At 49.9% G+C, this 14958-nt stretch carries 11 protein-coding genes and 1 pseudogene; all 12 read right to left on the reverse strand.

Annotation, left to right across the window (positions count from 1 at the left end; genetic code table 11):
* Positions 1 to 1353 precede the first annotated feature (1353 nt).
* The gene (locus tag DW817_RS09255; RefSeq protein ID WP_120112218.1) at positions 1354 to 2841 is read right to left on the reverse strand and encodes an aldehyde dehydrogenase family protein; all 1488 of its coding nucleotides are present in this window, start codon (positions 2839 to 2841) and stop codon (positions 1354 to 1356) included.
* A 278-nt stretch (positions 2842 to 3119) separates the two neighbouring features.
* On the reverse strand, positions 3120 to 4493 hold the full coding sequence (locus tag DW817_RS09260) for an aminopeptidase (protein WP_120112222.1): 1374 nt from the start codon (positions 4491 to 4493) through the stop codon (positions 3120 to 3122).
* A 273-nt stretch (positions 4494 to 4766) separates the two neighbouring features.
* A complete protein-coding gene (locus tag DW817_RS09265; RefSeq protein ID WP_009016124.1) occupies positions 4767 to 5555 on the reverse strand; it encodes an enoyl-CoA hydratase-related protein in 789 nt (262 codons plus the stop codon).
* 15 nt (positions 5556 to 5570) lie between these two features.
* Positions 5571 to 6428: a 3-hydroxybutyryl-CoA dehydrogenase gene (locus DW817_RS09270; RefSeq protein ID WP_009016123.1), complete on the reverse strand. Its 858-nt coding sequence runs from the start codon at positions 6426 to 6428 to the stop codon at positions 5571 to 5573.
* 249 nt (positions 6429 to 6677) lie between these two features.
* Complete coding sequence (locus DW817_RS09275; protein ID WP_009016122.1) at positions 6678 to 7832, reverse strand: acyl-CoA dehydrogenase; 1155 nt, start codon at positions 7830 to 7832, stop codon at positions 6678 to 6680.
* Between the two features lie 42 nt (positions 7833 to 7874).
* Positions 7875 to 9056, reverse strand: coding sequence for an acetyl-CoA C-acetyltransferase (locus DW817_RS09280; RefSeq protein WP_009016121.1), 1182 nt, complete (start codon positions 9054 to 9056; stop codon positions 7875 to 7877).
* A 517-nt stretch (positions 9057 to 9573) separates the two neighbouring features.
* Positions 9574 to 9789: pseudogene (locus DW817_RS09285) on the reverse strand (transposase); the annotation flags it as partial.
* Between the two features lie 650 nt (positions 9790 to 10439).
* Complete coding sequence (locus DW817_RS09290) at positions 10440 to 10829, reverse strand: hypothetical protein (RefSeq protein ID WP_009016113.1); 390 nt, start codon at positions 10827 to 10829, stop codon at positions 10440 to 10442.
* 9 nt (positions 10830 to 10838) lie between these two features.
* The gene (locus DW817_RS09295) at positions 10839 to 12368 is read right to left on the reverse strand and encodes a hypothetical protein (RefSeq protein ID WP_009016112.1); all 1530 of its coding nucleotides are present in this window, start codon (positions 12366 to 12368) and stop codon (positions 10839 to 10841) included.
* A 24-nt stretch (positions 12369 to 12392) separates the two neighbouring features.
* The gene (gene nth, locus DW817_RS09300) at positions 12393 to 13025 is read right to left on the reverse strand and encodes an endonuclease III (protein WP_014128273.1); all 633 of its coding nucleotides are present in this window, start codon (positions 13023 to 13025) and stop codon (positions 12393 to 12395) included.
* Positions 13025 to 14386, reverse strand: a complete 1362-nt coding sequence (locus tag DW817_RS09305; RefSeq protein WP_021736770.1) for a PFL family protein — start codon at positions 14384 to 14386, stop codon at positions 13025 to 13027. Before DW817_RS09305 ends, nth begins: the two co-directional genes overlap by 1 nt.
* Positions 14387 to 14403: 17 nt before the next feature.
* Positions 14404 to 14673, reverse strand: a complete 270-nt coding sequence (locus DW817_RS09310) for an ACT domain-containing protein (RefSeq protein WP_009016109.1) — start codon at positions 14671 to 14673, stop codon at positions 14404 to 14406.
* Between the last annotated feature and the right edge of the window lie 285 nt (positions 14674 to 14958).

Below are 14958 nucleotides of genomic sequence, written 5' to 3' on the forward strand. Positions count from 1 at the left end.
TTGCAGAATCAAGTGGCTTTTGGTCCCCCGCCTTGGCAAGGCGGAACGGCTTTAGCCGTCTCCAAGGCGAAAACACGAAGAGGAAAACATAGAGGCAAACGATTGGAACGCAAAAGAGTGGAAGACAAAAAAACATAAGAGAAGCCCAAAACCGGACGTAGACGTAGGTTCGGTTTTGGGCTCTTAGCTTTTTATAGCTATTGTAAGACGGGGGCTTTTTGAAACGTAGAAATCACGATAGCGGCTGGAACATTCTATGTACAGCCATTTGCCTTAGGACTCGATGCGCGGCATCAATCCGCCTTGGTAAGGCGGATCGGCTTTCGCCGTCTCCATGGCGAAAGCACGGTGGCAAAAGACCGTAAGAAAAATCGGCAAGGTAAGCCCTAACCCGGACGCAGTCGTAGGCTCGGTTTTGGGCTATTAGCTTTTTATAGCCATTGTAAGAGGCGTGGCTTTTTGAAATATAGAAATCACGATAGCAGCTGGAACATCCTGTGTACAGCCATTTGCCTTAGGACTCGATGCGCCGCATCGATCCGCCTTGCCAAGGCGGGGGACCGAAAGCCGCATGTTGCCTCATTCTAATGAGGCAAGCCTGCCCTTTCGGTGGTGGATGAGGAAGGCCAGTGACGTTTCCTTGCGAGCGGTTAGCGAGGCAGATTCGCCCGGAGTTCTGAGGCTGCTTTGGAGCGCAGCGGAAAGCCGAAGAACATGTTTGAGGGCGAATTAAGTTCGGACCCGTTCCCCCGTCAGGGGGCGGTTTGGGTCCGAGCGTCATCCCCTATTGACTCCGGATAAAAAAGACGGCAGAAAGCACCCATGCGTTACCTATCGTAAATCGTGAAACAATCTTTCAGACGACAGGTCATGCCCCATTGTTTCCATAGATTTTTCTATCGAACAGCCAATGGGGGCCCCTCGTGCAGAAAATCGACGCAATCTGGGCCCCGCTGGGCCCCGATTGTCCTCTGTGCAATGAACCCAGATTCGTCCTCATCGTTAATATCGATAAAGAATTAGCAGCCATAGTCTTGGGTCATCTTGTATGCATCGCATTCAGCGGTAACTGCGCCAGTAGGATGCCCAATCTTTCTATATTCCCTTAAGTATGGAGAATGAATTTTTTTGTGCAATAGCTGATTTACTCAAAATAGGTTACACTCCTCGAAATTGATTTATATCCACGTGACAAAGGCTATTGCAGCGGAAACGGCAGTCCGTTTTAACGCACTCCTGAATAAGGTCCTTCAAACAAAAAATACCCCGTGATTGACTCACGGGGATATTTTGTTCACTTTTCAATAGATTTTTCAGCAAAGTCCGCATAAACTATGGATATTTTTCATAAGTTTATTTAATGTCATACATCCCACTCACCCCTTCACGCAGGTTGATGAGAATGTTCTTCAACTGACTGTAATGTTCCAAGAGGACTTTGTGGGTTTCCCGGCCAATCCCGGATTTTTTGTAGCCGCCAAAGGGTGCGCCGGCGGGCAGGTCGTTATAGGTGTTGACCCACATCCGTCCCGTGCGGACGGAACGGGCCACTTTGAGGGCCGTATCGATGTTCTTTGTGAAGACGGCACCGCCTAGACCGTACTCACTGGCGTTTGCAAGGTCAATCACTTCGTCAAGGGTCTTGAATTTCTGGATGACCACAACGGGTCCAAAGATTTCTTCCTGGCAGACGCGGCAGTCATTGGTATGGCTGATGAGGATGGTTGGTTTCATGAAAAAGCCTTTATCACAGCCAGTTTCGGTGTAGCGTTCGCCGCCTGTCACAAGTTCTGCCCCTTCTTCCACGCCGATTTTGACATAGTTCAGGACTTTTTCCTGCTGGGAACGATAAATCTGGGCGCCCAGCTGGGTATTCGGGTCTGTCGGATCCCCAATCCGGACATGTTCAAAGGTGTCTTTCAGGTGGCTGACAAATTCATCAAAGATGCCTTCCTGGACAAAGAGACGGGAACCGGCACAGCAGACCTGGCCCTGATTGAAGAGGATGCCCTTGCAGGCACCGTCAATGGCTTGCTTAAGGTCAGCGTCATCAAAAACGATATTCGCCGATTTACCGCCAAGTTCCAAAGTCACAGGAATCAGTTTGTCACAAGCGGCCTGATAGACGCCGTGACCAACTTCTGTGGAACCGGTAAAGGCCAGTTTATCAAGGTCCGGATGATCCAGAAGCCACTGACCGCTGCGGGAACCTTTGCCGGTAATGAGGTTCACGACCCCTTTGGGCAGGACGCCGTCAATGAGGCGGAGCAGTTCCAGCAGGGACAAAGATGTATGGGAAGACGGCTTAATGACAACCGTATTGCCTGCAGCAAGAGCCGGTGCAAGCTTCCAGCAGGCCATGGTAAAGGGGAAGTTCCAAGGGATGACCTGACCGACGACACCTACAGGTTCATGGAGAACAAGGGACATGGTGTTGTCGTCAAGCATGGTGGCAGAGCCTTCCCATGCGCGCAGGCAGCCGGCAAAATAACGGAAGTGATCCGAGCCTAAAGGAATATCAGCGGCCATGGTCTCACGGATGGGTTTGCCGTTGTCGAGGGTCTCCACAAGGGCCAGCCGTTCCTTATTCTCATCGATGATGTCCGCAATCTTAAGGAGCAGGTTCTGACGCTCAATGGGAGAGGTTTTGGACCAGCTGGGGAGTGCCTCACGGGCCGCCTTGACGGCGCGGTCCACGTCTTGTTTGGTGGCTTCGGCGCACAGAGCCAAGGCTTCCCCATTGGCTGGATTATGGGCGGCAAACGTAGTTCCGTCTGAGGCGGGTACAAATTCACCGTTGATGTACAGACCATATTCTTTTAAAAGATCGACTTTTTGCATCGTTCATGCTCCTTTCAAGTTTGCATCACTATCATAAAAACTACTTTTGATCATTGGATTTGTTAGGTTATCCATCCACCGTTTAACTTGTGTGGATGGATGAACATATTATACTATACCTTTTTGAGTTACAGTTCATTTTTCACAGAAAACCCAACATTTTGTTTTTTAATGCTTTTATAATTTTAAGAATCATTATTATCTATGTTTCCCCAGTTCCTTCCCTTATCAAAAAAACACTGCCTCCGAAGAAGCAGTGTTCGTTCAGTCATGTTCAGTTACTTGCTTTCAAAAAAGACTTTGTAGCCCAGGTAGGTTTCGTACGCATCAGCTTTTGACAGGAGATCGTAGGGAGAATGCATGCTCAGCATGGCGGTTCCGCAGTCAACGACTTCACAGCCCCAATCAGCCATCATGAAGGCAATGGTTCCGCCGCCGCCCTGGTCCACCTTGCCCAGTTCGCCAATCTGCCACGCTACACCGCCATCATTAAAGATTTGACGGACTTTTTGGATGAATTCGCTGTTGGCGTCATTGCTGCCGGCTTTACCGCGAGCCCCCGTGTATTTGGTCAAGGCAAGGCCATAGCCGCAGAGAGAAGAATTATCTTTCTCCGTTACTTCAGGGAACATGGGATCAAGGCAGCTATTGACGTCGCCAGAGAGCATTTCGCTCTTTTCCATGGTTTCGTAAAAGTCCAGCAGGGCCCCGCTGCCCTGGAGGGCCAGCATCTTCATGACAAACTTCACAAAATAGGAGCTCATCATACCTGTGTTCCCGTAGGACCCAATCTCTTCTTTATCCGTAAAGAGGGCCACTTGGGTCTTGGTCCCCGGTTTGGCGGCAAGCAGGGCTTCCAGGTTGGCGTAGGAGCAGACACGGTCGTCCTGGCCATAGGCCGCTATGAGGGAACGATCAAAGCCGACATCACGGCTTTTCATGGCCGGTACCAATTCGAGTTCAGCCGTCGTGAAATCTTCTTCCGTTATGCCATAGGTCTTTTTGAGGAGATTCAAGATGGCGTCCTTGACTTTCTCCTCTTTTCCAGCATGGGAGCCGATGATGGCCTGAAGCTGTTCCCCAGTCACGCCTTCGGCCATGGTCTTTTTCATCTGGTCCTGGGCCATGTGGATCAACAGGTCCGTAATGTAAAAGACGGGATCATTTTCGTCCATGCCGATATTGACCTCGAGCTTCCTGCCATTTTGCGTATAGATGACGCCGCACAGGGCCAGGGGAATGCAGGGCCACTGATACTTCTTGATGCCGCCGTAGTAATGGGTACGGAAGTAGACAAGGCCATCCTGCTCATGGACGGGGTTACCTTTAAGGTCAAGGCGCGGTGCGTCAATATGGGAGCCCACAATCTTCAGCCCTTCCTTGACGGGTTCTTTGCCGATCACGGCAAGGATGACTGATTTGCCTTTTTGGTTCCAATAGACCTTATCTCCCTCATGAAGGGCCTTCAGGTCGTAGAGGAGCTTGAATCCCTTTTTTTCGGCCGCTTCTATGATGAAATTGACGGACTGCCGTTCCGTGCGGGCTTTGTCAAGAAAAGCTTTATATTTCTCGCCATAGGCCATTACGGCTTTTTTCTCGCTGTTATTCATGCGCTGCCATACGGATTCGGTTCTGCTGTATGTTGTTTTCATGATGTTCCTCCTCACAATATGATGAGAAAAGTATAACACAGGTTAAGGATAAAGGGAAAGGGATTTGATCTTTGATGGCGCGCTGCTTTCTCAGCCAGGTTGATGCCTGACGCGCAGCTAGCGGCTGATTCCCACCGAAAAGCCTGTTCAATCGGCCTTACCGAAAAGTAGGATTCCTTTTCCTCGCTACGCAAAACGGGTTGCCCTCTCATACAAAAAGACCATGAAGCACCACGCTTCACGGTCTTTTTATCATCGCTTGCGCGATGTTTGTTACCGGTTGGTAAAGACAGGTTTTCTCTTTTCGAGGAAGGCTGCCATGCCTTCTTTTTGGTCGCGCGTAGCAAAGCAGGATCCGAAGACCTGTGCTTCGTAAGCAAGACCGCTGCGCAAGTCCATGTTCATGCCCGTATTGATGGCATTTTTTGCAGATGCAATGGCCATCGGAGCTTTGCTCATGATCTTGCGGAGAATGGCTTCGCATTCTGGGATGAGGTTTTCCTGAGTCGTAATGCGGTTGATGAGACCAATCCGCAGGGCTTCTTCAGCGTCAATCATGGACCCAGTATAAATCATCTCTTTTGCTTCGCCCGTCCCGATAAGGCGGGCCAGACGCTGGGAGCCACCGAATCCCGGAATGATGCCGTAGTTGACTTCCGGCTGACCAAATTTGGCGTTGTCGGAAGCAAAACGGAAATCACAGGCAAGGGCCAGTTCGCAGCCGCCGCCCAGGGCAAATCCGTTGATGGCTGCTACGACAGCAACAGGGATGCGTTCAATGGCGTTAAAGACAGCATGACCAAGGACGGAGAAGCAGCGGGCTTCCGTTACGGTCATTTTGCTCATGGCGCCAAGGTCAGCACCAGCAACAAAGGATTTGGGGCCGGCACCGGTAATGAGGACGGATTTTGTCGCAACGTCAGAAGCCAGGCGATTGAAGCAGTCCTTCATTTCTTCCAGGGTCAGCGTGTCCAGGGCATTCAAGGCTTTCGGACGGTTGATGGTTACCGTCGTGATGCCGTCTTCTGCCGTATTAACAAGCAGGTTCTTGTATTCATACATCCTGTTCACCGCCCATCATTTCTTGTAATCGTAGAATCCTTTGCCGGTCTTGCGTCCCAGATAACCAGCTTCGACCATCTTGCGGAGCAGCGGGCACGGACGGTATTTCGGATCACCAAATTCCTTGTAGAGGACTTCCATGATGGCAAGGACCGTATCGTTGCCGATAAGGTCAGCAAGGGCAAGAGGTCCCATCGGATGGTTGAAGCCGAGTTTGGCAACGGCATCGATGTCTTCCGCGCTGGCAACGCCTTCCATCAGGGTAAAGATGGCTTCGTTCAGCATAGGGATCATGATCCGGTTGCCGACAAATCCAGCAGAATCCTTGACGGCTACAGGGGTCTTATCAAGGGCTGCAGCCAGGTCATACACTTTTTTGAAGGTATCGTCGCTCGTAGCAAGGCCGCGGGTGACTTCCACCAATTTCATGACAGGAGCCGGGTTAAAGAAGTGCATGCCGATGAATTTATCAGCTCTCTTCGTGAACCCGCCAAGCATGGTGATGGAAACGGAAGACGTGTTGCTGGCAATGATGGCATCTTCCGGGCAGAGTTCATCAAGGGTCTGGAAAATGTCTTTTTTGATCTTGACGTTTTCCGTAGCTGCTTCAATGGCCAGATGAACGTTGCAGGTTTCCTTCGTCATCTCAACAACACCGGTGATACGGCCCAGGGTCGCTTTTTTCTCATCTTCGGTGATACGGCCTTTTTCTACGCTGCGCGTAAGGTTCTTTTCAATATTTTTGATCCCGCGGTCAACAAATTCTTGTTTGATATCGCGGAGTACAACCTCTACACCATGAGCAGCCATGACTTGTGCAATACCGCTGCCCATTTGACCAGCGCCGATAACCATAACTTTCTTTAATTCCATAACTGAATATCTCCTTTTAGGGTAAATTCATGCAGTGGATAGCTGCATGGGAAACAGTGCCGCGAAAGGTTTTGGAAGCAAGCGCAGCTTCCGGGTCCTGTCAGTATACCCACAGCGATCCCTCTGCACCCTCTAATGTGCAGAAAGATATTTACAACTTTTCAGAGAACGATCGATACTTTATATCCCCCGTCCCCATAGGGGGCGAGGGATCAAAGTGTCATCAATCAGCAGGAATGCCGAGCGAGATTATTTCTTCTTTTTGTCGCTCAAGAGATCACGGGAGATGACCATACGCTGAACTTCGTTGGTGCCTTCGTAGATCTGGGTGATCTTAGCGTTACGCATATAGCGTTCAGCCGGATAGTCAACGGTGTAGCCGTAACCACCAAAGATCTGGACAGCATCAGTCGTAACTTCCATGGCAACGTCGGAAGCAAAGCACTTAGCCATAGCAGCGGCTGCAGAGTACGGTTTGCCTTCGTTCTTCAGGTTAGCTGCACGATAAACGAGCAGACGGGCAGCTTCGATCTTCATGGCCATATCAGCCATCTTGAAGCTCAGGGCCTGGAATTTGCAAATGCTGCGGCCGAACTGTTCACGTTCCTTGGAGTATTTCACAGCAGCGTCGAGGGCGCCCTGTGCGATACCCAGAGCCTGCGCGGCAACGCCGATACGGCCGCCGTCCAGGGTCTGCATAGCAATCTTGAAGCCTTCGCCTTCTTTGCCGAGCAGATTTTCTTTAGGAACTTCGCAGTCTTCAAAAATCAATTCAGCTGTCAGGGAGGTGTGACCGCCCATCTTGTCTTCGATCTTGCCGAAGCGGAAGCCAGGCATGCCTTTTTCTACGATGAAAGCGGAAATGCCGTGTACGCCAGCGCTCTTATCGGTCATAGCAAAGATGACATAGGTTTCAGCTTCGCTGCCGTTGGTGATGAAGATCTTGGAGCCGTTCAGGATGTATTTGTCACCCTTCAGAACAGCCGTGGTCTGCTGAGCGGAAGCATCCGTACCAGCGGACGGTTCGGTCAGGCCGAAAGCACCAATGGTGCGGCCTTCGCAGATCGGGGTCAGGTATTTTTGTTTCTGTTCTTCCGTACCGAACATGTAGATCGGCGTTGCGCACAGGGAAACGGAAGCGGAAAGGGTGATACCCGTACCATCATCGACTTTGGACATTTCTTCAACAGCCAGGATGTAGCTGAGAACGTCCATGCCAGCTCCGCCGTATTCTTCAGGGAAGCAGATGCCTTGGAAGCCATTTTCGATCATTTCGTTGATGATCTTGCGGTCCCAAACGTGGTTCTTGTCTCTTTCTTCAATGGTCGGAGCCAGGAATCTTTCTGCAAAGTCAGCAGCCTGCTCCTTAATCATTTGTTGGTCTTCAGTCAGATTAAAATCCATGAATCATTCCCTCTTTCTCCACTTTTTTTAAGTGATTGATGATTATAACATTTCCACAACAGCAGACGTACCCATACCGCCGCCGATGCAGAGCGTTGCCAGGCCAAGCTTCTTATCGCGGTTTTTCAGTGCGTACAGAAGCGTTACAAGAATGCGGGCGCCGGAAGCCCCAATCGGGTGACCGAGGGCAATGGCACCGCCATTGACGTTGACTTTATCAGGATCGAAGTTCAGCTCACGGCCGACTTCTACGAACTGAGCAGCAAACGCTTCGTTGGCTTCGATGAGGTCAAGGTCCTTGACTTCCAGACCTGCCTTGGAGAGGGCTTTGCGGCTTGCAGGGATAGGCCCAATGCCCATGATGGCAGGATCGACACCGGCAGAAGCATAGGACAGGATCTTCGCCATCGGTTTGATGCCGAGTTCCTGTGCTTTTTCCGCGCTCATGATGACAAGGGCGGCAGCCCCGTCGTTCAGACCGGAAGCGTTGCCAGCCGTGACCGTGCCGCCTTGTTTAAAGGCAGGACGCAGTTTGGCCAGGATTTCCGTCGTGGTTCCTTCACGCGGGAATTCATCCGTATCAAATACGGTTTCGCCCTTTTTGGTTTTGATGGTAACAGGAACGATTTCGTCCTTGAAAGCACCGCTCTTGATGGCCGCAATGGCTCTTTGCTGGGAACGGGCAGAAACTTCGTCCTGGTCTTCACGGGTTACGCCGAATTTTTCAGCGACGTTTTCGGAAGTGATGCCCATGTGATAGTTATTGAACGCATCCCACAGACCATCCTTGATCATGACATCGACGAGTTTGCTGTCGCCCATACGCAGACCCCAACGAGCTTTGCCGCTGGTAACAAAAGGAGCGTTGGACATGCTTTCCATACCGCCGGCAACGACGATGTCGTTATCGCCAGCCAGGATGGACTGAGCAGCCAGTTCCACACATTTCAGGCCGGAACCGCAGACTTTATTGACAGTAAAAGCAGGAACTTCAATAGGCAGGCCAGCTTTGATGGATGCCTGACGAGCAGGGTTTTGGCCCAGTCCAGCTTGGAGGACGTTACCAAAAATGACTTCGTCAACTTTTTCACCAGGGACATTAGCTCTTTTCAGGGCTTCCTTGATGACAATTGCACCGAGTTCAGGGGCAGACAGGGGAAGCAGGCTGCCACCAAATTTGCCGATAGCCGTTCTTACAGCACTTGCAATTACAACTTCGCGCATAACTAAATCATCCCTTCTTCAACAAGTTGTCGGTGACCTTTTCACCGATAAGTGAAGGCCGCCTTAACAGGTAAGGACATATATGAACCAAGGCTCATATTTTCAGGTTTCACTTATGTATTTAATTATACACTAATTATGATTTGAATGGAACGGGAAAACCAAAAATTGTGAAAATTACGAGGAAATCGAAGAAAAAACCTTGAATAGGGCGAAAAAAACAGGCCCCCTCCCCTTCCTTTCCCTGTCTTTTTCCTGCAGGGACTTCTCTTTTTGTCCTTAGTGCAACGTCGTTCCAAGGTGTCTAAAAGGGGCTGTGACGAAATGAGAAGTGCTCATTTTTCACAGTCCCCTTTGGTTTCTTCACGTTTACTTCCAAAGTAAACCTCTTTCGGTTGAAATTCAAGGGCGCGAATTAACGTGAAAAAGTACTCGCCATCTCCGTATCCGCAGGCTCTCCTTTTGGACGCTTTTATCTTTGCAGCCCTAACTAGAACTAGGGCCTGAATTCCGCTGCCTAGTGAAGCTTCAAACCAGCGCTTCCATCCCGCAACAGCCTTGTATAGCTCCTAAACTCATAAAGGGCTATCATCTCTTCCTTCATGGAATAACATATTGCCTGGTTCTCGTGTTCGGCCAAGATATCCTGCAATGCTACTTTTTCCTTGAAATTCATTTTATCTTCATTGGCTAGAAATGACCAGCGGGCCATCTTCAACATACGGCAGCTCTTCTTTTCCTTGGACCTCCGCTCTCAAAAACTGGTTTATCTGCAGCAATTGCATCTTTTAATGCTTCTTGCATATCGTTGTCGTTATCCCTATGCATTTTATTCTCATCAAATCTTGCTGCACCTATTCCTACCCGAATTGAGCCTGCATGCAGCAATAATCATACACAACCGCAGATTAGGTTGGCAAATGGTTCATCAGAATACATTTTCTGACCATGATGGGGTCAACAGTCGGTATATTTCCTTTCACTCCAAATTACTATTTCCTAGCTGCCATCAAAAGGGTCTTCTGGCATAAACAGAGTAAATGATAGCTTACCATTCTGCATTCTTTTGAATCGTATAATGAGTAAAGGATATTTTTTCTCCCAACGTATGGTTCAGTCGCTTATATTTTGGAAGAGTTAATGCTCTTTTTCAATCGTGAGTAGTCATTTTGTCCACAAATATACGTGAAAAGCAAAAAAAAGATTAATCTGTTGGTAACGGAAACAGGTTACTGGCAGGTCTTTTCGCCAGCCAAAAAGGCGCGGATTCATCCTAACAGATGTCGCTTATGCCGCACTTCCTATTTTTCAGCATAGACGCAAAAGGAGCCCTGAAGAAATGACACGTTCATTTCTTCAGGGCTCCTTTTTATAAGGGCTGCTTTACCGCAGTCCAATCAGCCGCAAGACAAAAAAAATGGCGGCAATGATGATGAAGTATCCCACAAAAGGAAGCATAAGGGAAAGAAAGACGGGGATAAGAAGGACCAAAAAGACGATGATGCCCACGGCAACAAGTCCCAGATGGCCCAAAAGGAAGTTCAGGACCCGCAGGCGGAAAGGTTTTGCTTCTTCCTGGGCCTGTTTCAGGTCATCCTGGTCCATCACGCGATATGTATCCGAATCGGGAACCTGATCGATGGTCACGCCTTCAAAAGCGTCCCGTTCATCTTCCGTCAGGACTTCGGCGGCAATATCGTCATTGGGCGTATGGCAATTGGGACATTCCGCCAAATGATCGGGATATTCCAAACCGCAATGAGAACAGATCATGGTTTCCTCCTACGATAAATTGCTGAACATCATCATATACCCCACTTCCGTCAGATAGCGGGGATCGGATGGTTCCAGGGAAAGGGCGCTGCGGATGGTCTGGTAGGCTTCGGCAATATGATGCTGCGGAAGGCCCAGGGATTCAGAGAAGAAAGGTTTCTTCTGGGCAGCCCGTTTTTCATTGATTTCAAGGAAGTTTTCAAAAATACCGGCGGCCCAGCGTTCCGGCCCAAGGGCAGAAAGGTTGGGATCCGTCTTCAAAAAATCATGCCACAGCCGGCGAGCAAAATAAAACTCCGTAATGCCAAAACCCGCAGCGGCCATGATTTCCTTGACGGCCTGTTCCGACCGGTCCAGCGCGGGGGTCATGCGGGGCGGCTTATAGTCCTTGATGGCCGTCTTATAGGGAAACGCCACAGCGGCAGGATTATTTGACACAAGGGAAACAATCCTGCGGACAAAAAGAGGATTGGCCGCCATGAAGTCACTCCACGTAAGATCAGGGCCCTGAATCAGGAACCAATCCAGACATTGCTGCAGGATGGTATGAAGCTTATTTCTTGAAAGGGGAGACAGGCGGAAACTCTTTTCATAGTTCATGCACAAACTTTGGTTCTGGAAGATATTACCCAAAATGACGTCCCCCAAGTCATGATGACTTGCCATTTCCGGGGTCATATTGACATAAAAGTGATCCCCCGTCATCAGGTCTTCTGCCAGGCAGCGCGTTTCATCAAGGACCTCACCGAGGACAAATAGACGCAGGCGGGCACGGCTCAGTTCATAGGCAAGGGTTTCGTAATGTGTGCCGCTGTGTTCGGCAAAAAATGAAATGGGCGTATCGGCCGTATCCATGGTCCGATAATTAAAAAGAAAGTAATCCCAGAAGCCTTTCCAGAAGTCCGTTTCTTCCGGTCCTTCAAGGTCCAGGCGGCCTTCGGCATGCCGGTAGAGCCGCATGGCGCGGTCAAGGTCCGGCGTAAAGCGGCTTGTCTGGAAGAACATGTTGATTTCTCCCATGATTTCCTCAAGTCCCACACCGGCATGCAGGAAGATGTTGCCTTCTGGTGGTGGGCCAACCCACGTTTCCCATTCCTCCTCCCCTTTTTGCAGCTGTCCGTGGCATGTCACAATGGCCACGGTCCCGTCTTCATTTAAAAGGGTTTTTGCTGCAAGGTGCGGCGCCAGGACGCTCATGAGAACGCCGCGTTCCTTCATAAGGACAAAGAAACGCTCCAGTGTGTCAAGGAACGCCTTGATTGCGTCGTACGTCCCCATGAATTCAACAATATAGCGGCAGGCCCAAATCACGCAGCCTACAAGGATTTCCTCCGTTACATCCTGCATCTCCAACATATCATTTTCCAGATAGATGCAGAAGATGCTGAGATTGTCCCACTCTTTTTGAAGGGCCTTGTCATCCATGCCCTGCCAAGCACATTTGCGGATATAGGTTTCAACGTCATCCCGGGGTATGACCATGTTCCAGCCGTCGTCGTTCGTATAAAAATCGTTGATGTAATCGTAGACGTTATCCATTTGGGATTTCCTAACTGAAATTGATTATTCCATCACCCGTGAAGGACAAAGATCCAAAACGGGGCACTCGCTGCAGCGGGGGTTAGGGGCCTTGCAGACCTTACGGCCATGCCAGATGAGCCAGTGATGGGCCTCGCCCCACTTTTCCTTGGGAATCTGCTTTTGCAGGTCATGCTCAGTCTCCAGGGGATCTTTTCCAGCGGAAAGACCCAACCGATGGGAGACACGGAAAACATGGGTATCAACGGCAATGGCCGGTTTTCCAAAGGCCACACTCAGCATGACATCGGCAGTCTTGCGTCCTACACCGGGAAGACTCAAGAGGGCCTTCATCTCCTGAGGAATCTCGGAATGGAAGTCATCAATAAGTTTTCGGCACGTAGCAAGGATATTGCGTGCTTTGGAATGATAAAGGCCGCAGTCATGGATGAGGGCTTCCATTTGTTCAAGGGTCAGGGCGCCCAGCTTCTCCGGCGTATTGTACTTTGGAAAAAGGCGCTTTGTAACAATATTGACCCGTTCATCCGTGCACTGAGCAGAAAGGATGACCGCCACCAAGAGTTCAAAAGGGGTGGTATAATGCAGGGCCGTTCCCTGTCCTTTATAGGTTTCTTCAAGACGTTCCAAGATGAGCTTATTGCGTTCTTTCTTGCGCATCAGTTTGTCAGGCTCCTAACTGGGGCTGGAATGCGCCCACCGCGATGGATAAAGGTATCGGGCTTAAAGGTATTGACGGCAATGATAGGCGCATATCCTAACAGGCCGCCAAATTCAACTTTATCGCCCACGCTCTTGCCCGGTACGGGAATGACGCGAACAGCCGTGGTTTTATTGTTGATCATGCCAATGGCCGATTCATCTGCAATGATGGCGGAAATGGTTTCTGCCGTCGTATCGCCGGGGATGGCAATCATGTCAAGACCGACGGAGCAGACACAGGTCATAGCTTCAAGTTTTTCAATAGTGAGGCACCCTTGTTCCACAGCATGGATCATGCCAGCATCTTCACTTACAGGAATGAAGGCACCGGACAGGCCGCCGACATAACTGGAAGCCATGAGACCGCCTTTTTTGACCGCATCGTTCAGCATGGCAAGGGCCGCTGTCGTACCGGGCGCGCCGCAGCATTCCAGACCAATTTCCTCAAGGATGTGGGCCACGCTGTCACCTACAGCCGGCGTTGGGGCAAGGGACAGGTCAATGATTCCGAATTGGGTTCCCAGCCGTTTGGCCGCTTCTTGGGCCACGAGCTGTCCGACGCGGGTAATCTTGAAAGCTGTTTTTTTGATGGTCTCGGCTACGACACCAATATCGGCCCCACGGCAGCCTTCAAGAGCGTGCTTGACAACACCAGGGCCGGAGACACCGACATTGATGACTGTCTCCGGTTCCGTAACGCCGTGGAAAGCGCCTGCCATAAAGGGATTGTCTTGGACAGGGTTGCAGAAAACAACGAGTTTGGCGCAGCCTAAAGCATCCTGATCACGGGTCAAATCGGCCGTTTTTTTGACAACTTCCCCCATGCGGCGCACGGCATTCATGTTGATGCCGGCCTTGGTGGAGCCAACAGCCACGGAAGAACAGACAATATCCGTTGTGGCCAAGGCTTCTGGAATGGAATCGATCAGGATGGAGTCACCATGGGTGCAGCCTTTTTCCACAAGGGCGCTGAAGCCGCCAATGAAGTTGACGCCAACGGCTTTGGCCGCGTCGTCAAGGGCTTTGGCCAGCGGCACGTAGGTATCGGTCTGGCAGGCTTCACCTACAAGGGAAATAGGCGTTACAGAAATGCGTTTATGGATGATGGGCACACCGAGCTCCGCTTCAAGGTTGGTCCCCACCTTGACCAGGTCCTTGGCGCAGCGTGTAATCTTATCATAGATCTTACGGGCGCAGACAGTTACATCAGGGTCGGCGCAGTCGCGCAGGCTGATGCCCATCGTAATGGTTCGGACGTCCAGGTTATTTTCCGTGATCATCCGGGTTGTTTCAAGGATATCGTTTGTGTTGTACAGCATGGAAACCTCCTCAGCAATCAGATCCGGTGCATAGCCGTAAAGATTTCTTCACTCTGGACGCGGATCTCAAGGCCCAGTTCTTTTCCTAAGGCAGCCGCTTTATCCTTTAGGTCTTCAACACAGATGGTGGCTTTGCTCATGTCACCGATCAGCACCATGTTGAAAAAATCATCCGTAATATTTTGATTGATATTGAGGATATTCACTTGATGTTTAGCCAACAGGTCACTGGCCCGAGCAATGATTCCCACTTTATCAATTCCCACAATCGTCATGACAATGCGCATGGTCTCCCATCCTTCCTTAACTAGAACTAAAATAGAGTTGTTCTTTTATTATACGATAGGAATGAAAACTCTTCAACGGATTCAGAACAATGTTTGAAATTCCTTCATACTTTTTCCCCCATCCCAGAAATCATCCAAAAGGGAAAAAGACAAGAAAATGTGTAAGGTCATACAAGCACTTACCTGTTTCATTCTTTACAAACATTTTATAAGAAAATAGAGATATCATTCGACAAATAAAGTTCCTTGTGCTATGATAAGGATACCAAAATACAAGGAGGATGT

The organism is Acidaminococcus sp. AM33-14BH, from assembly GCF_003603525.1.
GTDB classification, from domain to species: Bacteria; Bacillota; Negativicutes; order Acidaminococcales; family Acidaminococcaceae; genus Acidaminococcus; species Acidaminococcus intestini.